This is a genomic window from Fredinandcohnia quinoae (genome assembly GCF_022427965.1).
Classification (GTDB): Bacteria; Bacillota; Bacilli; order Bacillales; family Bacillaceae_L; genus Ferdinandcohnia; species Ferdinandcohnia quinoae.
In genome coordinates, this window is the sequence record NZ_JAKTTI010000027.1 from 1 (window position 1) to 21953 (window position 21953).

The 21953-nt window shown below is 35.0% G+C and carries 24 protein-coding genes; 5 read left to right on the plus strand and 19 right to left on the minus strand.

Annotation, left to right across the window (positions count from 1 at the left end; translation table 11 throughout):
• Positions 1-70: 70 nt before the first annotated feature.
• The 6 genes from MJG50_RS15480 to MJG50_RS15505 form a co-directional block, all read right to left on the minus strand.
• The gene (locus MJG50_RS15480; RefSeq protein WP_240256658.1) at positions 71-259 is read right to left on the minus strand and encodes an amidohydrolase family protein; all 189 of its coding nucleotides are present in this window, start codon (positions 257-259) and stop codon (positions 71-73) included.
• 214 nt (positions 260-473) lie between these two features.
• A complete protein-coding gene (locus tag MJG50_RS15485; RefSeq protein ID WP_240256659.1) occupies positions 474-1961 on the minus strand; it encodes a serine hydrolase domain-containing protein in 1488 nt (495 codons plus the stop codon).
• 36 nt (positions 1962-1997) lie between these two features.
• Positions 1998-2921 carry a sensor histidine kinase gene (locus MJG50_RS15490; protein WP_240256660.1) on the minus strand — a complete coding sequence of 308 codons (924 nt, stop codon included), beginning with the start codon at positions 2919-2921 and terminating at the stop codon, positions 1998-2000.
• A 20-nt stretch (positions 2922-2941) separates the two neighbouring features.
• Complete coding sequence (locus MJG50_RS15495) at positions 2942-3691, minus strand: ABC transporter permease (protein ID WP_240256661.1); 750 nt, start codon at positions 3689-3691, stop codon at positions 2942-2944.
• Positions 3684-4607, minus strand: a complete 924-nt coding sequence (locus MJG50_RS15500; RefSeq protein ID WP_240256662.1) for an ATP-binding cassette domain-containing protein — start codon at positions 4605-4607, stop codon at positions 3684-3686. The genes MJG50_RS15495 and MJG50_RS15500 overlap by 8 nt, the downstream gene beginning before the upstream one ends.
• Positions 4608-4686: 79 nt before the next feature.
• Positions 4687-5379 (minus strand): response regulator transcription factor, encoded by a 693-nt coding sequence (locus tag MJG50_RS15505; protein ID WP_240256663.1) that lies wholly within the window; start codon positions 5377-5379, stop codon positions 4687-4689.
• A 343-nt stretch (positions 5380-5722) separates the two neighbouring features.
• Between MJG50_RS15505 and MJG50_RS15510 the strand changes: the two genes are divergently transcribed.
• Positions 5723-6001: a hypothetical protein gene (locus MJG50_RS15510; RefSeq protein WP_240256664.1), complete on the plus strand. Its 279-nt coding sequence runs from the start codon at positions 5723-5725 to the stop codon at positions 5999-6001.
• Positions 6002-6291: 290 nt separating this feature from the next.
• Here MJG50_RS15510 and MJG50_RS15515 read toward each other — a convergent pair whose 3' ends face one another.
• From MJG50_RS15515 to MJG50_RS15530, 4 genes are all read right to left on the minus strand, one after another.
• Positions 6292-7641: an amidohydrolase family protein gene (locus tag MJG50_RS15515; RefSeq protein WP_240256665.1), complete on the minus strand. Its 1350-nt coding sequence runs from the start codon at positions 7639-7641 to the stop codon at positions 6292-6294.
• A gap of 440 nt (positions 7642-8081) precedes the next feature.
• Complete coding sequence (locus tag MJG50_RS15520; protein ID WP_240256666.1) at positions 8082-8462, minus strand: aspartyl protease family protein; 381 nt, start codon at positions 8460-8462, stop codon at positions 8082-8084.
• Complete coding sequence (locus MJG50_RS15525) at positions 8459-8722, minus strand: hypothetical protein (protein WP_240256667.1); 264 nt, start codon at positions 8720-8722, stop codon at positions 8459-8461. Before MJG50_RS15525 ends, MJG50_RS15520 begins: the two co-directional genes overlap by 4 nt.
• Positions 8723-9269: 547 nt before the next feature.
• Positions 9270-9677: a hypothetical protein gene (locus tag MJG50_RS15530; RefSeq protein WP_240256668.1), complete on the minus strand. Its 408-nt coding sequence runs from the start codon at positions 9675-9677 to the stop codon at positions 9270-9272.
• 246 nt (positions 9678-9923) lie between these two features.
• On the opposite strand from MJG50_RS15530, the gene MJG50_RS15535 reads away from it, so the two are divergent.
• From MJG50_RS15535 to MJG50_RS15545, 3 genes are read left to right on the plus strand one after another with little or no spacing between them, the layout of a single operon-like run.
• Positions 9924-10343: a MarR family winged helix-turn-helix transcriptional regulator gene (locus MJG50_RS15535; RefSeq protein ID WP_240256669.1), complete on the plus strand. Its 420-nt coding sequence runs from the start codon at positions 9924-9926 to the stop codon at positions 10341-10343.
• A gap of 20 nt (positions 10344-10363) precedes the next feature.
• Positions 10364-10756: a rhodanese-like domain-containing protein gene (locus MJG50_RS15540; protein ID WP_240256670.1), complete on the plus strand. Its 393-nt coding sequence runs from the start codon at positions 10364-10366 to the stop codon at positions 10754-10756.
• 4 nt (positions 10757-10760) lie between these two features.
• The gene (locus MJG50_RS15545) at positions 10761-11189 is read left to right on the plus strand and encodes an EVE domain-containing protein (RefSeq protein ID WP_240256671.1); all 429 of its coding nucleotides are present in this window, start codon (positions 10761-10763) and stop codon (positions 11187-11189) included.
• Positions 11190-11271: 82 nt separating this feature from the next.
• On the opposite strand, the gene rlmH is transcribed toward MJG50_RS15545, so the two are convergent.
• Positions 11272-11751: a 23S rRNA (pseudouridine(1915)-N(3))-methyltransferase RlmH gene (gene rlmH / locus MJG50_RS15550; RefSeq protein WP_240256672.1), complete on the minus strand. Its 480-nt coding sequence runs from the start codon at positions 11749-11751 to the stop codon at positions 11272-11274.
• Positions 11752-11844: 93 nt separating this feature from the next.
• Positions 11845-12003, minus strand: coding sequence for a CxxH/CxxC protein (locus MJG50_RS15555; protein WP_240256673.1), 159 nt, complete (start codon positions 12001-12003; stop codon positions 11845-11847).
• Between the two features lie 457 nt (positions 12004-12460).
• On the opposite strand from MJG50_RS15555, the gene MJG50_RS15560 reads away from it, so the two are divergent.
• The gene (locus MJG50_RS15560) at positions 12461-13405 is read left to right on the plus strand and encodes a DnaD domain-containing protein (RefSeq protein ID WP_240256674.1); all 945 of its coding nucleotides are present in this window, start codon (positions 12461-12463) and stop codon (positions 13403-13405) included.
• A gap of 25 nt (positions 13406-13430) precedes the next feature.
• On the opposite strand, the gene MJG50_RS15565 is transcribed toward MJG50_RS15560, so the two are convergent.
• The 7 genes from MJG50_RS15565 to MJG50_RS15595 all read right to left on the minus strand — a co-directional run bounded on the left by MJG50_RS15565 (position 13431) and on the right by MJG50_RS15595 (position 21834).
• Complete coding sequence (locus MJG50_RS15565) at positions 13431-14669, minus strand: S1C family serine protease (protein WP_240256675.1); 1239 nt, start codon at positions 14667-14669, stop codon at positions 13431-13433.
• Between the two features lie 70 nt (positions 14670-14739).
• The gene (locus MJG50_RS15570) at positions 14740-15534 is read right to left on the minus strand and encodes an MBL fold metallo-hydrolase (RefSeq protein ID WP_240256676.1); all 795 of its coding nucleotides are present in this window, start codon (positions 15532-15534) and stop codon (positions 14740-14742) included.
• 5 nt (positions 15535-15539) lie between these two features.
• Positions 15540-16355, minus strand: a complete 816-nt coding sequence (locus MJG50_RS15575) for a two-component system regulatory protein YycI (RefSeq protein WP_240256677.1) — start codon at positions 16353-16355, stop codon at positions 15540-15542.
• A complete protein-coding gene (locus tag MJG50_RS15580; protein WP_240256678.1) occupies positions 16342-17667 on the minus strand; it encodes a YycH family regulatory protein in 1326 nt (441 codons plus the stop codon). Before MJG50_RS15580 ends, MJG50_RS15575 begins: the two co-directional genes overlap by 14 nt.
• Complete coding sequence (walK, locus tag MJG50_RS15585; protein ID WP_240256679.1) at positions 17664-19493, minus strand: cell wall metabolism sensor histidine kinase WalK; 1830 nt, start codon at positions 19491-19493, stop codon at positions 17664-17666. Before walK ends, MJG50_RS15580 begins: the two co-directional genes overlap by 4 nt.
• Positions 19494-19502: 9 nt before the next feature.
• Entirely contained in the window at positions 19503-20210 is a 708-nt protein-coding gene (gene yycF / locus MJG50_RS15590; RefSeq protein WP_240256680.1) for a response regulator YycF, read from the minus strand.
• A 181-nt stretch (positions 20211-20391) separates the two neighbouring features.
• Positions 20392-21834 carry a peptidoglycan DD-metalloendopeptidase family protein gene (locus tag MJG50_RS15595; protein WP_240256681.1) on the minus strand — a complete coding sequence of 481 codons (1443 nt, stop codon included), beginning with the start codon at positions 21832-21834 and terminating at the stop codon, positions 20392-20394.
• Positions 21835-21953: the final 119 nt, after the last annotated feature.

Consider the following 21953-nt stretch of genomic DNA (forward strand, 5'->3'; position numbering starts at 1 on the left):
CTTAGCCATTGATTTCTCCACTTCATCTTCACTCGGGACATGGCTCAATATATCCACTTGTGTATAAACTTTACCGCCTTTTACAATTATATGGATATTTTTTTGTATGTTTAATGTTCTCTAATGGATTGTCATGTAAGATTACTAAGTCAGCAATAGACCCCTCTTTAATTACACCAATACCATCCAGATTGATCGACTTTGCCGCATTTACTGTCGCTGCTTGTAACGCTGCCAATTCAGTAAAGCCAATCTCCACAAATATTTCGAGTTATTTTTAGGAGCCCAAAAGCTGTGGCCAATCTGTTGATGAGATTTTGAAATTTAAAGTAAATATTAAAAATTCTTGTCTTAATCAGGTAAAATTAGCGGAGTTTTTTCCTTCTATTTTAACTATTTTTTATTCAATTTTCTAATTAGAGGGGGTTTTTTCCACTATTTATCTGATTCGCTGTATTATATAACCTATTTTTTTACCTAAAGATTTGTTTTACTCGAAAAATAGCAATCATAAGATTGAAAAATGATGCAATTATTAGCAAGATAAAAATGCTTGGCATCATCAGAATGATACCTTCCCAGCTAAGTACTCTTCCGCCTCCAATAAATGTCATTACCTTGGGCAAGAATATCAATAGACATAAAGGAATTAATCTTAACAAGAGATAAATTGTAGACAGCCATCTTGGTCGGCTTTTATATTTCTCTGCCCAACGTTGTAATCGCAGTAGTTGTCGGATTCCCAAAATAATGGTCACGATAATGATTGCCCCCACTAATAACTCAAAAAGTTGATTGTTATAAAAGGGCTCTTTCTGTGGTTGGTTTGTTAAGATCTTTGCTATGCCATCTGTAAATGAGTAATAATCAACAAATATATTCATTCCACTATTGAATAGCATAACAATTCCATATCTTTCATCAGGTAATAATAATGCTTCAGATTTATATGTCCATAAAATTCCACTATGCTGAATTTGGTTTTTCCCATTATCATCCTTGAATGTATTCCAACCCATTCCATAGGAAATCTCGGAACTTGCCGGGGTATGCATTTTCTTGATCCCTTTGCTGCTGAGGAGCTGATTATTATCATACTTTCCTTCGTTTGATTGTATAATTAACCATTTAGCCATGTCCTTTGCACTTGAAACAATTCCTGCGGGACCATCTACAAACCACTCTGGTTCATCTTTTGCAATGGGTTGACCAAATAAATAATAGTGCCCACCAATTACTTTATTACCTTTGTTAAGTTCTTTCGTGTTTACGACATTAAAGGTTTGTTTCATCTCTAATGGGTCAAAAATGTGGTGCTTCAAATACACTGAAAATTCCTCATTACTAACAGCTTCTACTAGAAGTGCGAGCAGTTGATAATTCGTGTTATTGTAATGATACTCCTTTCCAGGTTCACTTGTGAGGGATACATTTCTTAATTGCTGGATTACCTCTTGAAATGATTTTGGTTGGGGATCAAGAGTCATATCATGGTATACTTTATCAGTTAAACCGCTAGTATGGTTTAATAAATGTCGTGGAGTAATTTTCGAACCTCTTAAGTCATTCAGTTGAAACGAGGGTACATATTGCTTAATTGGCTTATCTAAGTCGATCTTTCCTTCTTCCACAAGCTGCATGACAGATAATGCTGTAAATGCCTTACTTAATGAAGCAATCGCGAATTGTGTATCCTCTGTAATTGGAGTGTGATTTGAAGTTCTTCCATAACCTTTTGTAAAAATAACCTTATCATTATGGGTAATCGCAACAGCAGCTCCTGGAATATTATTTTTTTCCAGCTTTTTTTGAATATATTGGTCGATTTCGCCATTCGTATCATTTGCATCTGCCTTGGTTTTATTTCCCTCAAAGCACAACAAAGTTGCGAAAACAATTGCAATAGTTGACAATAGTAATCCTATTTTCTTTATCTGTTTTGGAAGTTTGATAGCTTTCATTGTACTGCTCTCCTTTTGTTTAGCAGCTATTAGCCCCTATTCTTTAGTATTGTAATTATGTTCTTCGATTTTCCACTCACATTTCATAAATAATTGATGCTCTTTCAATTCCGCCGAAAGACTTCCATTCATTTTTTCCATTAAACTTTTGGCAATGGATAATCCGAGTCCTGTTCCTTTTCCTTTTCTTGCTTGATCCGCTTTATAAAAGCGATCAAACAAGTGAAAAAGATCTTCTTCCTTTAATTGCGGAGCCGGATTACTAATCGTAAGCCCAACAAATGACGGGGTATTTTTTAAAGTAATTGTTACATTGCCTGTTGAATGCTTAATAGCGTTTGTAACTAAGTTTTCAATTACCCGCTTTACTGCAGAAGAATCAGCCATAACCTTCATATCATCCTCCGGAATATTAATAGTCGGCTCTATATCCTTTTGATAGAATTCTTCATAAAACCCTACCAAAACCTCCGGAACCAAATCATTTAATTGAATGGATTCTATCTTTAATGGATAATCTGCTGACTCAATAACGGATAACTCAAAAAAGTCCTCTAGTAACACTTTTAACCTTGATGCACCATTTTTTACAATCATGATATACTCTTTTCTTATTTCGGGAGGGACATCCTCACTTTCCAAAAATTGAATATACCCCAAAATAGAAGTCATTGGTGTACGAATATCATGTGAAATATTTGAAATTGCTTGCTTTAACTCATTCTCTTTACGTCTTTTTTGTGCAATGGCTTTCTTCGTTTCATCTATTTGAACATTAATACCCTCGGCTAATTTTTCCAAATCCTTTTCGAAAAAAGCGAGACTTATTGTCTTATCAGTTTTATTGTGATGTCTACCCTGTAATTGTTCATTAATACTTCGTATTTCCTTTTTCAGGAAGATAAAACGGATGAGAAAAAATAATGTAATAAAAATTGATATTATTGTTACATAGATCATATTCCTCATCCACCATTCGTTTATTTTATTTCCTTTTTCCGAAATAAGATGCTCCCCAAAATTCCGAAAGCGATAAAAGTTACGATCGGAGTTATGACCAATTTAATCAATTCGGCACCATGAACTATGTCAATATTTCCAATATCTAAAAATAACTTAAATACAGAATAGTTATAAATGATTTCAAATACTGGAGATACACTACTCAATAAATTTAAAACACTATCAAAAATAATAAAAAAGATAAGCATAAACCCGATTGCCTTACCACTATCAGTAAATATCGTAGCAAACAAAGCCATCATTGACGCAAAAGCTATTGTATAAAGAATCGTTAATCCAATTGTTCCAGCAAAATATCTGATTCCCGGCATTCCATTGAAATGAAGGAAAACTGAGATAGCCCCCGTGAAAATAATCGGAAATATCAATGAAATTAGAATGGAACTAATACAATAGACAATCAATTTTGCCATATAAAGACGGACCCTACTATTCCCTGAGGCAACAATACTCTTCATCGTTCCAATTGAATATTCGCTAGAAATAAAGAAGCCAGCTAATATACAGGGAACAAGTCTTATGACATAGTTGTTACCCTCAAGGATGGTATTACGATAAAAATCGTTTACTTTTATCACACCTGCTCCCTCATCAAAAACAATTAACAAAGGATAAGAAAGACTAACAGCCAACAGAATGATGATTAATGTCCAAAGTGATCGATCTTTCTTCAATTTAAACCATTCTGCCTTTATAAGATTATCCACGATGAGTGCCCCCAATACGATTCATAAAATAGGACTCTAGATCCTGTCCAATTGGCATGAGTTGCTCAATAACCAGTCCTTCATTCACAAGAATTGAGGAAACCTTTCCAGGAGTATCAACATAGTCGAATAGTCTAATACTTCCATCTGGCATAACTTCAAAGTCACTCATTGAAAGTGTCGTTTCAATAATCGTGGCCGCTTTTTCTGGATTATTTACTTTAATATGCAAAAACTGCTGACATTTTGCATTAAGCTCATCAACCGTTAATTGTTCCAATAAATTACCTTTATGAATAATCCCATAATGGGTCGCAAGTAAATGTAATTCACTCAATAGATGGCTGGAAATTAAAATGGTCTTGCCATATTCCTGATTTAATTTTTTCAATAGCTCTCGTATTTCAACGACCCCCATCGGATCCAAGCCGTTGATAGGCTCATCAAGAATTAAAAATTCAGGATCTCCAAGTAAAGCAATGGCTATTCCTAACCTTTGCTTCATACCTAATGAAAAGTTCTTTGCCTTCTTTTTCCTTGTATCCCGAAGACCTACTATCGTAAGTGTTCTCTCCACGCATTCTTTCCCTGGAATTCCTTTTAAAAGCCGATGTGCTTCTAAATTTTCAGCAGCCGTCATATGCGGATATAATGCGGGCCCTTCTATGATTGTACCGATCCGCTTCCTTGCCTTAATTAGTCCTTGCCCAAAGCTATGACCGAATAATTCAATCGAACCAGAAGTTGGACCCGCAAGACCTGTAATAATTCGAATAAATGTAGACTTTCCAGCACCGTTTTGTCCAATGAAACCATAAATTGATCCTTTTTTAATAGATAAGTTCACTTTATTTAGAGCAACTTGTTTTTTAAATTGTTTTGTTAAGTTACTTGTTTTCAGTACATAATCGCTCATGAATCCCCCTCCTCAACATGATGCTTTTAGTATAGAAGGCAAATCTTAACAGACTCTTAAGGAAAATCTTAAGAAAACCTTAAGTTTTAAATCGATACCCCATTCCCCATACGGTCTCGATATACTGCTCATCCGGATTTATGACTGACAACTTGTTTCGTATGTTACTTATATGTACATTAATCGTATTATCGTCCCCATAAAACGCCTCTTTCCACACACTTTCAAACAAATTTTTCTTCGTGAAAACCTTTTTCGGAGATGACATGAAAAGAACTAATATCTCGTATTCACGTGCTGTAAAATTTAGTTCCTTTCCCTGAACAAAAATAGTTTTTGCCTCGGTATCGACTTCAATATCCTTATGTACAAGTCTTTTCGTGATTGGCAGTTTATTTATTCGTTGAGATCTTCTCAAATGTGAGTCAATCCGAGCAGAGACTTCCTCAATATCAAAAGGCTTTGTAATATAATCATCTGCACCGGTTCTTAACATACCTATTTTTGTTTCTTGATCCACTTTTGCCGAAATAATAATAACTGGGATATTACTTTGTTCAGCAATCTTTGTAAGGATTTCATTACCTGACATCCCTGGAAGCATAAGATCGAGGAGTACCATATCCCATTCCTTCATTTTCAGATACAGCATTGCTTCTGTACCAGAATAAGCAGACTGCGGAAAGTAGCCACTTTTTCTAATAATATTACATAGTAATTGATTAATATCATTGTCATCTTCTACTACTAAGATATTGATTTGTTCACCCATATTTTGTTTCACCTACATCTTTTGATATTAGTTTTCTTGCCAACTTTCCATTTTATGAAATACATCTCAATTGGAACCATATTATACCAATTATTTAAAAGAGAAAAAGGTTGATCTTCGAGTAAGTAAATCTTTGGTCATATAAATAAAATAACATATCATTTAGTATAAAATTGAAGTTGATTCCCCATTACATAATGCCGAACTAATCTTTTTAATAGGTTCTTTTCTAAAATATTGTTGCTTTTTATGATAAATTTAAGTGATTTAGTTTTATGATAGAATAGGATTATTACAGATCAAATAGAGTAATTAAATATGTCATTTTATAAGGAGGAATTATGTGGAATATAACTTTGTTGAAGTATTGATACTATTTATTGCAGTTTATTTACTCTTTACGGTCATTAAACTTGATGGGCGTGTCAAAGGGTTGAAATATACGTTAGACCAGATTTCTAAACAAACTGATGTACCTGAAATGCCAATAAATAATGAATTACGACAACTACTAAATGAAGGCAACGATGTCAAAGCAGTAAAAAGGGTTAGAGAAACTTTAGGACTTTCATTGGTAGAAGCCAAACAATACGTTGATGCCTTGAAATTTGAAGGTAAATAATCTGTTATAAATCCTCATACTATTAAACGTAATGTTATGGTAGTAACGAAGCATATGTGAATAGTGTTTATCTTGTGTTCTACAACCGGGGCATATTATTGAATACTATTGGTTACCAAATGTCGCTTTGGTAGGCTCTATAGAACCTAGTGGATAAGAAAAATTAAAAACAGATAGAATGGTATCAATAAATGATACTTTTCTACCTGTTTCATTGATAAAACTTTTCTTTCATATTTGAAGAGATAATTTTTCGAATAAGAGAAATTGTTCAAGTTTCCTCTTTAAGGCTAATCACATTTAATTTTTAATTTCCCTAATACATCCCATTGTTCAATGAACTTAGCCATTGATTTCTCCACTTCATCTTCACTCGGGACATGGCTCAATATATCCTCTTGTGTATAAGCTTTACCGCCTTTTACAATGATATGGATATCTTTTGTATGTTTAATGTTCTCTAATGGATTGTCCTTTAAGATTACTAAATCAGCAATAGATCCCTCTTTAATTACACCAATACCATCCAGATTGATCGATTTTGCCGCATTTACTGTCGCTGCTTGTAACGCTTCCAATTCAGTAAAGCCAATCTCCACAAATATTTCGAGTTCACGGTGTAATGACATACCAGGGTATGTATATAATAAGCCAGGCGTATCCGTTCCAGCAACTACTGTTCCACCCATATCGTGATAAATTTTGGCAATAGCCTTCTGTAAGTTATGGGTTTTGGCATTATTTGATTTTATCAAGTCTATATATTCTGATTGTTGATTCCAATATTGCATAATGTAATTTATATTTGAAGCAGATTCTATGACAATATTTTTAGGCGACCAAAATTTGGGATATTTGATAGATTGATCGTAAATAACCATAGTCGGGCATAGTTTTACATTGTAACCCAGCATTTTCTCACAAAGTTCCTTGATTTTTTCTTGATCTGGATTTTCCCAATCGATATGACTCCATTCCACTTGGTCTACAAATAAATTCCACCCTTTATACATCTCATGTGCAAAACCAGATGCATGCTCAATCCAATTAACCCCTAACTCAGCTGCATCTAAAGCAGTTAATTCTTTTGAATTCTCCAGATCAATGGCAACTTCCAAGTTGTACTTCTTCGCCTCATCTACAGCCGCTGCCATAACCTCTCTTTTGATCCATCCATACAATTTAACAAACTTTACGCCCACTTCTACTTGTCTACGAACTTCTTTCCTCGCTTCTTCTGGATCATCTGTTACGAGATTACCATAACTAGTTGGACCCCATTGACCAGGTGTTCCATCAATCATTCTATCTGATGCGTACACTCGTGGTGTGGGTGTATCATCAGGTTTTTCAATTAAGTTTTTTAGTAAAAGGACATTACCTGCAGTATTACGTATTGTCGTTACCCCCGATGCAACGAAATGGGGAGCAAAACGTTCATTAATATGACAGTGCATATCGATTAAACCTGGAATAATATATTTACCTTCAGCATCAACTATTCGTACACCTTCTGGTAACACATCATCACTTTTAAATATTCTTTTTACCGTATTTCTCTCTACTTCGATTGAACCTATATAAGAATCGCCATTTTCCACATCAATGATTGTTCCGTTTTTAATAATGAGATTGCTCATTTTTTATCTCCTTACATTTTCTGTTTAATGTATTATGAAGGGTTAGGGGCATAATGTATTATTTATTGATTTTTTAGATAACTCTTTGTAATTATTATGTTATAAAATGTAATAATGTTCAAGGAATTACTGGGAAGTAATAATCTAAGATGTAATACTTGGTTTATCTTAAATAAATAATGTCTTCCAATTAAATACTTTATACTGTCCTTTATCGTTGTTTACGTTGAAAACTATAATTACTTACTCTAGATAATACGTCTACAGAGATAAAAAATGGCATTCTTGGTATCTATACTTACGTTAAATACGGTGAAAAACATATTGTAGGTAAAGGTACTTTTCTTCCTTTAGATAAATTAAAAAAGGGCCAATAATATGCATTTATTTATGGTAAGGTTCACCGTGATGACCCAAAATGAGGTTTTTATCTTATAAGATTATTTAACTACCATTTCCTTTAAATCTATTATTGCACCAGATTCAACCATAAAATCTATTCCAAGAATACCATTAAATCCATAGGTTTCTTTAGTTATTCCTAATTGTAATTGAAAAGAATTGAACAAATGGTGGTTAATTTTTATATCAGATACAATTTGTTCATAGCAGAGCTCGCTTTCCCCTCCAATACCGTACATTCTTTTAGGTCTGCCGTTAGTTCGGTCAATAATAAGACCAATTGCTTCTACTTCATCGGTGTCGAAAATAGTTGTGGAACATCCAGTATCTAAAAGAACATCATTTAAGTGGATTGTCTTTCCATTGTAAGAGAGCAAAACGGAGACTAGAGGTAACCCATCATACATTTCAATCTTCATTGAAATCGTCTCCTAACCCCAATAAATGTTTGTTCCTTAACTTCAATTGTTTTGTGATCAGTATGAAAAATGTAGTATTCACGAGTTGGTTCTACTAAGTGCAGTTTCTTATATTCTTTCCATGCAAGAGTTGAATCGGGGAAGTTAGAAATGACTGATAACTCGTCAATGTAACGAGTTGAGTTTTCTGAGTAGGCAGAAATAGCTTCGACAAGAACCCACTGCTCAGGATATTGATCACGTACTTGTTCCCATTTCATAACTAGCACCTCCTAGTTCTTTTTAATAAGTATATCATTTTTAAGGGAATTGAATAAATCTATTTGAGGCGTTGAATCAATGTTGATGAGATTTTTAAATTTAAAAGTAAATATAAAAAATCCTCGTCTTGATTAGGTAAAATTAGCGGAATTTTTCCGGTTATATGCAAAATAGGGCTCATTTCGGAATAAATAGAGGAAGGTTTTCCGCTTATACGAAGCAAATCCTTCAATTTTCATGCTTTTCGAATCAATAGGCGGAGTTCTTCCTTCTATATTAACTATTTTTTATTCTTTTTTTTAATTAGAGGGAGTTTTTTCCGTTAATTATCTGATTGGGTGCTTAACCTGATATAAGTTACTGAGAAATAAATTAAACGGCAGTATTTATGCCGCTTTATACTTGGAGTAAATTTAATAATGATCTATCTAGAATTAATTCAAAACTCTGCTTTACTATCACTTGTGGCACGGTTTAGCGTGATGTATTAAAATGAGGCAAAACACAAAAAGGCACTATTTCCTTAGCACCTTTTTGTGTTTTATACTAGATTATGTGAACATTATGTTTTATCCATTTTCCATTACTGTAACTCATGAAGGGAAATAACTTAACATTTGGAGTACTATACTCTACATTCATTGGATCAAAATAATTATTAAGAAATTGACCTAGTCCTCCTGTTTCATAACCTTTTTCCATGTATTCCTCTTCATTCTCATAAAAATCATCGCTTATTTTTCTATCTAAATCTGGATCAATTCCTACACAATAAAAATTTTCAAATGCTTTATATCCACCACCAAAAATTGTAAATTTCGATTCCCTTAAAGCTGGATTTTTAGCTTTAGCTAAATCTTCGAAAGCCTTAACCGCAATCTTTTCTAATTCATCTTTATAATTCATTCCGTATTTATCATGACTATATAGCCAACAAATCAATGTACCATGCAATCTAATCCCCACCTTTAAATAGTTCTTTATTCTCAATAAAATTTTACTACATTGAATTTAAAATCTCTACGTCCATTAAATTACAATTTAAACAGTATAAATATAAAAAACCTCATTTACTTATGGAACGGTTCTCCGTTGTATTTATGGTAAAACGCTATAAATATTATAACACTTGCTATTCAAAAATTAATCAGTTATACTGATTATATAATTAACTGATTATCATAGGAGGTGGATATTTAGTTGCATAAATGGAATCAATCATATGGTTTTTTACTCGGAAAAATTCTCCAACAAATGGAAAATAAGTTTGCTGAAGGACTTATCCCCTTTAATATTAATGCAAGGCAATATGGAGTACTTTTATTTATTCAGGAAAACCCTTATTCATCACAAAAAGATATCTCAGATAACCTACAAATTGATCGGACAACTATGGTCAGTCACATTGATCATTTGGAAACTTTGGGAATTGTTGAGAGGGCAAAAAATCCTAATGATAGAAGATCCTACAGTCTAATGATTACTGAAAAAGGCAATGATGTATTGGATTCGCGTTGGGAATTTTTAAACAATATAGAATTAGGAGTTTTAGCCCCTTTAAATCATAATGAAAAGCAATTACTTAAAGATTTACTTGTTAAGGTTTGGAAATCACTATAAAGAACAGGAGATTCTAGAATATGAATGCACTTGATTATTTTAATGCACGTCTTGAAGCAACAATAAGCCCTATGGATTTTATGAGATCTAAGCAAATGGATCCTGAGAAATACTTCTTAATCGATGTTAGAAACGGTCCAATTCATGTAAGAAGTGTAACAATTAAGGATGCTAATGTTATACCTGAACAAGAATTACCAAACCGATTAAATGAAATACCAAAGGATAAGGAAATTATCGTTTATTGCTGGGATGTCTGGTGCAATACTGCTGCCAAAGTAGCAAAGTCTTTATTGGAACAAGATTATAAAGTTAAAGAGTTGACCGGAGGAATCGCGGCATGGCAAGAAATGAACTTTCCTGTCTCAGATACAACAAAGGTTGATAATATTTCTGATAATTGTGGATGCTGATTCAATGCACACTAGTATAAGATATTGGATTGGAGTTGCGTCTCGGGAGCATGTAATGAAGGGAATATGTGGTGGTTTTGCTCAACTTTGTCATGGAATAGAGGCTCCCTTAAAAAAGATGAACACTGGTGATTGGATAATATATTACTCTTCAAAGGAAAGTATACAAGAAACTACTCCTTATCAAAAGTTCACTGCAATAGGCAAAGTTATCGATGATGATGTTTTTCAATTTGATATGGGGAATGATTTCATACCTTTCCGAAGAAATATAGATTTTATTAGTTGTACAGAAACATCTATTCATCCACTAATCCTACACCTCACTTTTATTAAGAATAAGAAGCGTTGGGGATATCCTTTTCGATTTGGTCATTTAGAGATAAGTGAAAAAGATTTTAAACTAATTTCGGAAAAGATGATTGAAGTTTAAAGGGAGACTAGAGTGTTCTAATCTCCCTTTAACTTATTAAGAAATTCTCTGTCCACGACCAATTCATTTTTCTGCTTTACCATCATTTGTGGTAAGGTTCCCCCCGATTTATCCTGTAAGCCCGATAAACCTGCTCCACCAGCACCAACCTCATCAACTGATGTGGAAAAGTCATTTTTGAAAAAGAAAGTGTATCATTCGCCCGCTTCATGACTTCGTTGCTCAATCCAAGTGATCCACCTATAATAAAGGCGATTTTGCTCTTTCCGTAGGTTGCTAGTTTGTCGAGATCGGCTGCTAGTTGTTCGGAGGATTTCATTTTGCCTTCGATTGCGAGTGCAATGACGTGGGTGTCGTCCGATATTTTCCCTAGGATGCGTTCGCCTTCTTTTTGCTTAATTTGTTCCATCTCTGATTCACTTAAGTTTTCTGGTGCCTTTTCATCTGGCAGTTCAATGATTTCTACTTTTGCATAAGCCGTTAATCGTTTTAAGTATTCATTGATTCCTTGGATTAAGTATTTTTCTTTTAGTTTTCCAACTGTGATTATTGTGATGTTCACTTTTATCCCCACTTCATTCACATATTACAAACAAGTTATCCACAAAACTTATCCACATATCCACATTTTCTATCCACATCTTGTATGGGAATATTAGTTCCCTACTAGATATAATGCCACGTTTCGACAATATTCACAGGTTGTTGATAACTGCTCTTCCTCTGTTAGCTTCGTCATAATTGGTGGTACTTCATGTTCATCAACATATATATCAAGCGCTAATTCGATATGTTCTTCACAGCATTTTATCATTATTTTTTCCTCCAATAGCTATTTATCCTTTTAACATTACCCACAGGCAGTTGGGGGTAATGGGGGTAACTTTTACTTTTATTATTCTTCTTATCCACTGTGGACAATCATACCCTATTATCTTACCCCTTTTCCTTTCACCATTCAAAAAATCTTTTACCTAAAAAATTGATGCCCACCACGTTTTGACCACCTTGAACAGTTGATTTGCCCAAACTGATCATTCGACCTGTTCAACTTGGCATTACGATTGGTTCATTATGAACAGCGCAATACCTTAGAGTACTTCAGAGAGTTCTACAAAGAATACTTTATAAGACTTCTTCTTTAAGACATTTTTGAAAGCGAAAAAAAAATCTGCTTCAAAAAATTTTTTTAATCACATGCCCCCTTTTAACCATCTCTTCACTATAACTTCATTGATAGATACTAAATGTTGTGAAGGGATGAATGAACAATGAGTAGTAATTTGATTATAAATAGTCGACCACTGATGGTCATTCCAGAATTAGCAGTAAAAATAGGCCTCAATGAAAGCATTGTTTTGCAGCAGCTTCATTACTGGTTACAGCGAAGTAAGAATGTTCGCTTGGATCGTAAGTGGGTGTATTTCACATATGATAAATTGGTTGAGCAGTTTCCCTTTTTTTCAAAAAGTACGATTCGAAGAACGATTGCAAGGCTTGAGGATCTTGGCTTACTTCTTTCCGATTGCTTTAATAAAATGAAAATGGATCATACGAAATGGTATTCCATTAATTATGAAACCCTTACTGAATTAGATAGCCAAGGTGAGGAAACTAATATATCACCTGCAATTGAAGAGACTGTAGAAACACAACAAACCGAAATTCATTCACAACTAGAAGTAGCTACGCAAGAATTGAACTTACATAATGGCCAAAATGAAAAACAGAATCAGTCAACGCTAAATAACAATACGAATTTGGCAACTGAGGTTCCTTCACAAACTCTACCTTCTTCTAGTAAAGCTGACTTGAATCCATTTCAGTTCTATGAAGAAAATGGATTCGGTGTACGAGGTGGATTTATTTCTAAAAAAATTCATGCATGGTGTAACGATCTATCAGAAGAGCTTGTAATTGAGGCAATGAAACTTGCAGTGGAAAATGGGTCTGCGAGATGGAATTATGTTGAAGCGGTTTTATCCGATTGGGTCGATAAAGGTTATCAATCTGTTGAAGATGTTCATTCAGCTAGACTTGCTTATAAACAACGCCAAAAACAGCAAGTATCTAACCAACAAAAAGCGATTCGAAAAGAAATAATTCCTACTTGGTTATGTGAGGAACAGAAGCAATCTCCCAAAACCCTTAACCCAAATTTTGAGGAAGAAAAGAGAAAAATTGAAGAAAGAATTAGGGGACTTGATAGGAAATAAAAAAAGAGAAGCCCTCGCTTCTCTTCTACATGGATTCCTTCTCTAGACGAATCGTTATTTTTTGTTTTTTACCGCTTCGATAGATCGTTGTTTCCATTGAATCGCCAATGGACTTTTTCGTGTATAAGTGTTTCCTTAATGCAATTACGGAATCAATTTTCTCACCGTCGAGCTCAACAATTACATCCAGTTCTCGTAGACCCGCTTGTGCTGCTGGGGAGTTAGAGAGAACCTCTAAAACCGCAACCCCTTCTGTCACATCTCTAGGTAATTGTAAGGTTTGCTGGCGATGATAGGATGAGATTTCACTTACTGCCTTCAACTGGCCAACTCCCATAAATGGACGATGGACTTCGCCGAATTTTTCTAGGTCTTCAATAATTGGCTTTGCACTTGTAATGGGGATTGAAAGACCAATTCCTTCAACCGCCTCTTGGGCAATTTTCATGGAATTGATCCCAATGACTTCCCCTTTAATATTGACAAGCGCTCCACCGCTATTACCCGGATTAATCGCAGCATCTGTCTGCATAACATCCGCATTCCAGTCCGGTACTCCATCCTCATTGATGTCAATTGGAATGGTTCGATTTAAGCCCGAGATAATTCCTTGAGTGACAGAGCCTGAGAATTCTAGCCCCAATGGATTGCCAATGGCTATGACAGGTTCACCTAGGTTAACATCATCCGAATTACCGAATGTCGCTACCTTCGTAACATCCTTCGCATCAATCTCGATGACAGCCAAGTCGGTCCAAACGTCACTGCCTAGTAGTGTTGCTTTTACACGTGAGCCGTCACTTAAGCTAACCTCGAGATTAGAAGCTCCTTCAACTACATGGTGGTTCGTTACAATGAAGGCTTTATCCTTGCCCTTTTTATATAGAACCCCTGATCCAGTACCCGCTTCTTGCGACTCTCCCGACCAGAAGTTAGACTCCTGGAGGTTGACGATTCCTACAACTGCTTCACTTACCTTATCAACCGCTTTTGTAATTCCCGTTGTCACATTCACATTAATATTTTGTTGAGCACCTGATTTCGTTGGTGGCTGAGCAATATCGACGTCTTCGAGACCATTCTGCTCCTCACTAGCAAGGCTTAATTCAAATGGAAGAAGATCATATTTAGATAAGAAAGGCAAAGCAATTAACATCAAAAAAGCACCTAGTATGGCACCAACTAGTGCAGATAGAAACCAGCCTCTTCGACTTCCTTTTTGTGAATATCGTTGGTTTTGATAATCTTGGTCATAATACCCCATATATGTTACAACTCCTCAAACAATCCATATATGCATTATACCCACCTATCAACAATTTCATTAGTTCATACTATACATATGCTAGCTTAGTAGGGATTTTTGGATCGGTATCAAATAAGTCAAATTGCTCTCCAACAACATAACCTTTGCTTTCAAGTGTTTGCTTCACAGACATTCGCGCTAAATCCTTCATATTATTATCCTTACTCAAATGGGCTAAGTAAATGCGTTTCGTCCGGTCTCCGATTACGTCAGTCATTGCTAACGCTGCATCCTCATTGCAGACATGTCCCACATCACTTAAAATTCTTCGCTTAATACTCCAAGGATAATGGCCCATTTGGAGCATGGATACATCGTGATTGCTTTCGAAAATGAACGCATCCGCGTTTTTTATCGTACCTTTCATCCGATCACTTACATAACCTGTATCAGTTATAAGTACTACCTTTTTATGATCATGATGGAATACGTAAAACATCGGTTCTGCTGCGTCATGTGAAACCCCAAATGATTCAACATCTATATTGCCAAAGGTTTTAACAGTTCCCATATTAAAAATGAATTTTTGATCCAATGGGATTTCGCCGATGTTTGATTCCATCGCTCTCCATGTCTTTTCATTTGCATAGATCGGTAATTTGTATTTTCTAGCAAGGACACCTAATCCTTTAATATGGTCACTATGCTCATGTGTGACGAGGATTCCTGAAAGGTTCTTAATATCCCGCTCAATTTGATTAAATAATAGTTCTAGTTGTTTTCCACTTAATCCAGCATCAACTAATAATGAATGCTTGTCCGTCCCAACATAGAACGCATTTCCTGTGCTTCCACTTGCAAGCACACTAAAATGCAAACTCATATACGTCACTCCGTCTTTTCAATAATTTGGCCTTCGATTGCATTTACATATATATCTTTTTTATCATCAACTACAATATGCCAAGTCGGTGTTAACACCTGTGATTCAGATAATGGTACAAGAGGATAATAACCAATCTCCATCTTCGACACATGGCTTCCCCATTTTAAATGGCCGTTTCCTAACAGAATCCCCAGAGTCTTAATTGGAGTTTGAATTTCCTCCTTTTCAAACTCTTTAAAATCAGTCAGAAGTGTTTGCTGATACGAAACGATCTCATGGTTTTTATTAAAATTCAACACTAAGACTCCACTTAAATTGATAAATTGATTAACCATTGCCATTCCATCAACACTTGAGATTTGGTTGAATATCACCTGATTTTTATAATGCTGAAATAAAATGATCCTGCCTAATTCTTCATCAACCTTCCAAATCTCATAAGAATCACCCGAGATGATATTTTCCTTTACAACCTGGGTAATTAAAGCATCATCTTTTAGAGATAGGAGTTTGATAGGCTCTTTAAAAACCCCCTGAAGTAATGCTCCACTGTCGTAATTCACTTCTTGATTTTTCAACTTTTCTACATCTTCTTTTGTAAAAAGTTTGATTTTACCGCTTATATACGTACCCTCTTTTGGTTCTTTTGGTAGAGGCTCATACGTAATCTCCTGACCTGCTAATTGCTCATCGATACTTAATTCCTTAAGTAGATCCAGCTGACTACTATTCTTTTTTTCAATAAGCTGATAACCCAAAAATACATTTAAAACGAGGAAGGTAATAATAAATAGAGTCTGTGTTTTACTCCAATCCATCAGTATCCCCCCCTAGGTTATCTGATTCCTTAATCTCAACCTTAATCCAATTGCCATCATATTTATAGCACCAAATGGGTTGTAGCGAAACCACCTTTGAACTTTTTTGATTTGCAATTAGCTCATAACCAATTGTAATATTCTCAACAAGATTTGCCTGAAAGTCAGGTATGGATTCAATTTCCTTCATGACTGCATCACCACCAGGAAGCTCTGTTTCTCTCTTCTCTGGTGTAAACCGTAAACTTATTAAAGGGTGCTCATAATTCATGATTTCATTCTTACCCCAAATTTGGTCAATCTCAGTCAAGCCATTTCTATTAAAGACAGGGTAGTTTTCCACATGCAGACGAAATACTACCTTTTGATTATTCTTATTCCAACTAAATAATTGATAGTTACCAGTCCAGCCCCCATGTTCATTCACAAAATCAATGCTCGTCTGAATTAAATCAGTCGTTTCTCCTTGACTATTGTTAATCAACATTGGATTGACAAATTGGATATACTTTTGATCATTAAAAACCTTTAACATTCTAGTACCATCGGTATGCACTTCACTTGATTGTAGTACATCCTTTTTTACATTATTAGGTTCAGTAAAAAGGTTCTCAACAAAGTGATCAACTTCTATTATATCAGTATAATATACGAGATGTGTCATCTTTGTCTCTTCTTTTGGTAAAAAGAACGAGGAAGTTTCTGTTAATTTATATTCAACTTGTTCTGGATATTTCGAAGCAAGTAAATAGTAATTTCTCTTAAATGAATTAATCCGTTCACTATTCACTTTTGCCTCATATACGATTTGATTTTCATATGATATAAAATAGATCTTTCCTTCTCCACGTTCCTCATCATTCACATTAATAATGATTCGGTCAAAGTTTACTAATGAATGCTCTTTATCATTGATATTTAATAGGGATTTAAAAATTTGCAAAGGGATCTTATCTGCAAAAATAATCTCTGCATGACCATCTTTTTTAATAAAAGAGGTAAAGTCACGGATGGACGAAGAAATATTTTTGACATCATTAACTTCCCATGTCCTAATGTATTTCATCAGTTTATTGATTTCTGATTCCTCAAATGTTGCAAAATGCTGACCATCTTTGTGGAAAAGTATTTTCATTGGTTTAACCAAGCTTGGAATATCCTTCGTATTACTCGCTGGATTCTCTTCAACAATATCAGTTAATTTTTCAAGGGTTTTATGATGGGGTTGATATGTCCATAATTGCCAAGTTAGAACAATGCTGATGATGATTAATATTGTTAATATCACTGTCTTAATAGATTCATATTTCATAACCAATCATCCTCTTGTTCAACTTCGACATTCTCAATCGGAAGTGTAAAAAATATTGTCGTGCCAACCCCATCTTTACTAGTAGCCCAAATTTCTCCACCATGGGCAACTACCATTTCCTTCGCAATTGCTAACCCAAGGCCAGTTCCACCCAGTTTTCTAGTGCGTGCTTTATCTACTCGATAAAATCGTTCAAAAATCTGGTTAATATTCTCCTTTGGTATCCCAACACCTTCATCACGTACACTTACTTTGATTGTATTTTCCAATACCTTTACTTGAAACGTAATTTTTCCACCCTCAGGAGAGTATTTAAGTGCATTCGAAATGATATTATCTAATACTTGAGTAATTTTATCTTGATCCATATCAATATATATCGCTTCTGAAGGCAACAATCTTACGAAAGATACATGTTGTTCCTTCGTCATCTCAAATCGATCAATGATTCGGTCAAAATAGGCAATAAAATTTACTACATCTTTATTTAAACGATAATCTCTACTATCAAGCTTTGATAGCTGGAGTAAATCATTAACTAATCGGATCATCCGCTCTGTCTCAGTCTGTGTAACATTTAAAAATTGAGGTGCAATTTGTTCATCCTTCCAAGCACCTTCTGCCAATGCCTCTAAATAACTCTTCATGGTTGTTAACGGAGTGCGTAGTTCATGAGATACATTTGCTACAAATTCTCTTCTTTCTTGGTCAATTTTCTCTTGCTCAGTAACATCATATAACACAGCAATAAGTCCATTAATAAATCCAGTATCCTTTTGGATTGCTGAAAAACTCACTTTTATAATATACGGCTTCTTACTCGTACTAAAATCAAGAATTTCCGTATCAACATCATGTACAAGCTGGTCGAATGTATACTGGCTTTCAAGTCCTAAAAGGGAGACAATTGATTGATCTTGTACTGTTTCACGTGGAACATCTAACATCTCTGCTGCAGGCTCATTAATCAAGATAATTCTGCCTTTACGATCAGTTGCAATTACACCGTCAGTCATATGAGATATGACTGAAGCAAGCTTTCGACGCTCACCTTCCGTTGTTGCCTGGGCATCTTGAAGCTTCCTTGATAAATTATTAAAGGTCATTGCCAACTGACCAATTTCATCTAGTCCATACACTTTTACTTTTTTAGAATAATTTCCTCTTCCTAATTCAAGTACGTGTTTACGCATTGCTGAAATTGGTCGTGTGATCGTTTGTGCAACAAATATACCTAAAATAGCCGTTATCGCCATTGCAATTCCAGTACCTTTTACGAAGATATCATTGATTTCTTTAATATCATCATAAACATTCTCCATTTTAGCTTTTAAATAGATGGCACCGATAATTTCACCATTTGACCGTATTGGTGTTGAGGATACATACATACGTATACGAGACTTTTCATCCAAGACGATTTCATCCGGACTATCTCCAACTAAAAGAGTCCTCTTTACCATGTCCTCATTCATTGGCCTACCAATAATCCCTTGACTATACGGATCGGAATTTCCGATTACCTTGCTTTTATTATCTGTCACCCAAATTTCATCGATGTCTTCAGATTCATAATCTTGAAGGATATATCGTAAATCACCTTCTAATGTAGTAGAATCCTCTCTTTCTTTTACCATCTCTTGTTCAATACTATATGCGAGCATGTTTACCCGTTCATTTAATGATGTTTTAAAATTTTCAACAAGCCTTAGTTCTAATTTCCCAACAAAATAAACACCAATAATCTGCATCGCAATTAAGATTAACAGTACATAAATGATGGCAAATTTAAAATGAATGGAACGAAAAAAACCTAGTCTTTTCATCTCGTATGTTTACTCCTGATCTGGATTTCGCAAGTAATAGCCTACTCCACGTCTTGTAACGATCCAAGTTGGATGACTCGGACTATCCTCAATTTTTTCACGAAGACGCCTAACGGTAACATCAACTGTCCGAACATCTCCAAAATAATCATAGCCCCAAACAGTTTGTAAAAGATGTTCTCTTGTCATAACTTGACCTAGATGCTTTGCTAAATAATGCAATAGCTCAAACTCACGATGGGTTAATTCGATGGTTTCACCGCGTTTTGAAACGACATATGCATCTGGATGGATTACAAGAGATCCTACTGCAATCTCACTTGAATTATCTTGATCCGATGATTCAGAAATTTGCTGATGTCTTCTGAGATTTGCCTTCACTCTTGCAAGCAGCTCCCTCGTACTGAATGGTTTTGTAACATAGTCATCTGCACCTAATTCAAGTCCCAACACCTTATCAATTTCCGAATCCTTCGCAGTCAACATCACGATTGGCATATCATATTTCTTACGGACCTCTCTACACACTTCCATCCCATCTTTGTGAGGGAGCATGATATCGAGAAGAATTAGGTCAGGTTTTACCTCTTCCACCTTCTCTAACGCCTCTTGTCCATCGTATGCACACACTACCTTATACCCTTCTTTTTGTAAATTAAACTGTAATATATCTGCAATTGGCTTTTCATCATCAACAACAAGGATTATTTTATCCATTTTTTAATTCTCCTCTTCTTTTGAATGATTACATTCGAATGGGATTTCTACGGCAACTCTCATATCTTAACTTTACCAAAGTTGAATAGAAAATCACCAGTTTTATAAAAATCCTTCACCTATTCATAATTCTCTATATTTATGAAAAAACCTCCAGCAAAATGCTAGAGGTTTTTTTCGATTATCTTAAATAAGATAATGGATTTTGTAGGGATCCATTTTTATATACTTCAAAATGTAAGTGAACACCTGTTGAATTTCCAGTAGCACCCATTACTCCAATGGCTTGCCCCTGAGAAACCGTTTGTCCAGAGTGTACATCAAGTGATGACATATGTGCATAAAGAGTGACAATGCCATTGTTATGATCAATCATGATTTTATTTCCAAAGCTGCCGTCATATCCAGCAAATATTACTGTGCCATTGTCAGCTGCTTTAATTGTATGGTTACTTGGTCTTGCAATATCGATACCTTTATGGAGTCTTCCCCAACGGTATCCTTGCTTGCTGGAAATATATCCACCAACTGCTGGCCAAGATAATGAACCTGTTCCTCTAGATGGTACAACCTTTGTCCCTTTTACAACTACGTGATTCACTGGTTCTTTTATAATATTTTCAGATGTAGCTGTTCGTTTTGAAACTTGTCCGTTCACTAACTCAACATTATAATTAACAACTTTTTCGCCTTCTTGACCTTCTTGTGTTACCTTATTATCACCTTTATACATATTTGAGTCTTCTTTTACTTCTGTCTTGTAGGCGATTGTTTCTTTCTTACTTTCTTCCTTTTTCACTGTTACAGTTAATAGTGGCTTATAAGCAGTCACATTAACTTCTTGGTCAATTTGGAGAACAGACTCTTCTGTTAGTTGTGGGTTTAACTCTAAAAGTTGTTTCGTACTTAGACCGTGTGCAATCGCAATTGCTCCAAGTACATCCCCTTCTTTAACCTTATATTTCTTTTCTTCTAAAGTACCTTTTTGTAGCAACTTAACCGTGTCTACTGGCGTTAAAATTTCATTTGGTAAAATTTCTTCTTCAGAAAGTGAAACGTTTTGGTTAATTGCTACGTCTAATATACGAGACTGACCTTCTTTTAAAGCTGGTAGTGGCGTATCAGACTTTGCTCTTGCTTCTAATGCGGTCAGTTCTTCTACCTTAACATACTTTAATTTAAGTAGCTTAAGGGCATCTTCAGCAGCTTCTTTATTTTTCAAATAAGCTACTGGCTTGCCGTCTATTGATAATGCGGTTGCCTTCGCAACAATATGAACCTCTGACTCTAGCTTTTGAATGGTTTTAGCATTATTCGCATTCGCACGGAATACTTGTTCTTGAATAACTGACAAATCATCAGCTGTTAAAGAAAGGTCACTGTAGTCCTTTTTGATAGATTCAATCTTCTTATCTATCACTTGATCTACTAATTTAATATTATCTACTGTGCCAATTCTATTACCATCTATGTATATATGATAAACGGTTGAAATATTGGATTCTGCAGAGGCTGTTCCTAACATTAAAGTAGAAAATGCTACAGAAGTAATTGCAGCTCTTTTAAATAGACTCTTATATTTATTGTAATGTGTTATATGCTCTGTTTTGTTTTGTTTCGACACTGTCTTTCCTCCTAAACAAAGGCTTACTGCCCTGCATTCACATGCATTCTTCTCACCTTGTGAGAGAAAGAATTAATCTTCGACAATTCTCACTATTTTATCCTCTATTACTTTACCAT

Excerpts from the sequence above, each read along its gene's own strand:
- MJG50_RS15485 (WP_240256659.1), bottom strand. The coding sequence starts at position 1,961 with ATGAAAGCTATCAAACTTCCAAAACAGATAAAGAAAATAGGATTACTA.
- MJG50_RS15490 (WP_240256660.1), bottom strand. The coding sequence starts at position 2,921 with ATGATCTATGTAACAATAATATCAATTTTTATTACATTATTTTTTCTC.
- MJG50_RS15500 (WP_240256662.1), bottom strand. The coding sequence starts at position 4,607 with ATGAGCGATTATGTACTGAAAACAAGTAACTTAACAAAACAATTTAAA.
- MJG50_RS15505 (WP_240256663.1), bottom strand. The coding sequence starts at position 5,379 with ATGGGTGAACAAATCAATATCTTAGTAGTAGAAGATGACAATGATATT.
- MJG50_RS15515 (WP_240256665.1), bottom strand. The coding sequence starts at position 7,641 with ATGAGCAATCTCATTATTAAAAACGGAACAATCATTGATGTGGAAAAT.
- MJG50_RS15520 (WP_240256666.1), bottom strand. The coding sequence starts at position 8,462 with ATGAAGATTGAAATGTATGATGGGTTACCTCTAGTCTCCGTTTTGCTC.
- MJG50_RS15525 (WP_240256667.1), bottom strand. The coding sequence starts at position 8,722 with ATGAAATGGGAACAAGTACGTGATCAATATCCTGAGCAGTGGGTTCTT.
- MJG50_RS15540 (WP_240256670.1), top strand. The coding sequence starts at position 10,364 with ATGAATGCACTTGATTATTTTAATGCACGTCTTGAAGCAACAATAAGC.
- MJG50_RS15545 (WP_240256671.1), top strand. The coding sequence starts at position 10,761 with ATGCACACTAGTATAAGATATTGGATTGGAGTTGCGTCTCGGGAGCAT.
- MJG50_RS15555 (WP_240256673.1), bottom strand. The coding sequence starts at position 12,003 with ATGATAAAATGCTGTGAAGAACATATCGAATTAGCGCTTGATATATAT.
- MJG50_RS15560 (WP_240256674.1), top strand. The coding sequence starts at position 12,461 with ATGAGTAGTAATTTGATTATAAATAGTCGACCACTGATGGTCATTCCA.
- MJG50_RS15565 (WP_240256675.1), bottom strand. The coding sequence starts at position 14,669 with ATGGGGTATTATGACCAAGATTATCAAAACCAACGATATTCACAAAAA.
- MJG50_RS15570 (WP_240256676.1), bottom strand. The coding sequence starts at position 15,534 with ATGAGTTTGCATTTTAGTGTGCTTGCAAGTGGAAGCACAGGAAATGCG.
- MJG50_RS15575 (WP_240256677.1), bottom strand. The coding sequence starts at position 16,355 with ATGGATTGGAGTAAAACACAGACTCTATTTATTATTACCTTCCTCGTT.
- MJG50_RS15580 (WP_240256678.1), bottom strand. The coding sequence starts at position 17,667 with ATGAAATATGAATCTATTAAGACAGTGATATTAACAATATTAATCATC.
- walK (WP_240256679.1), bottom strand. The coding sequence starts at position 19,493 with ATGAAAAGACTAGGTTTTTTTCGTTCCATTCATTTTAAATTTGCCATC.
- yycF (WP_240256680.1), bottom strand. The coding sequence starts at position 20,210 with ATGGATAAAATAATCCTTGTTGTTGATGATGAAAAGCCAATTGCAGAT.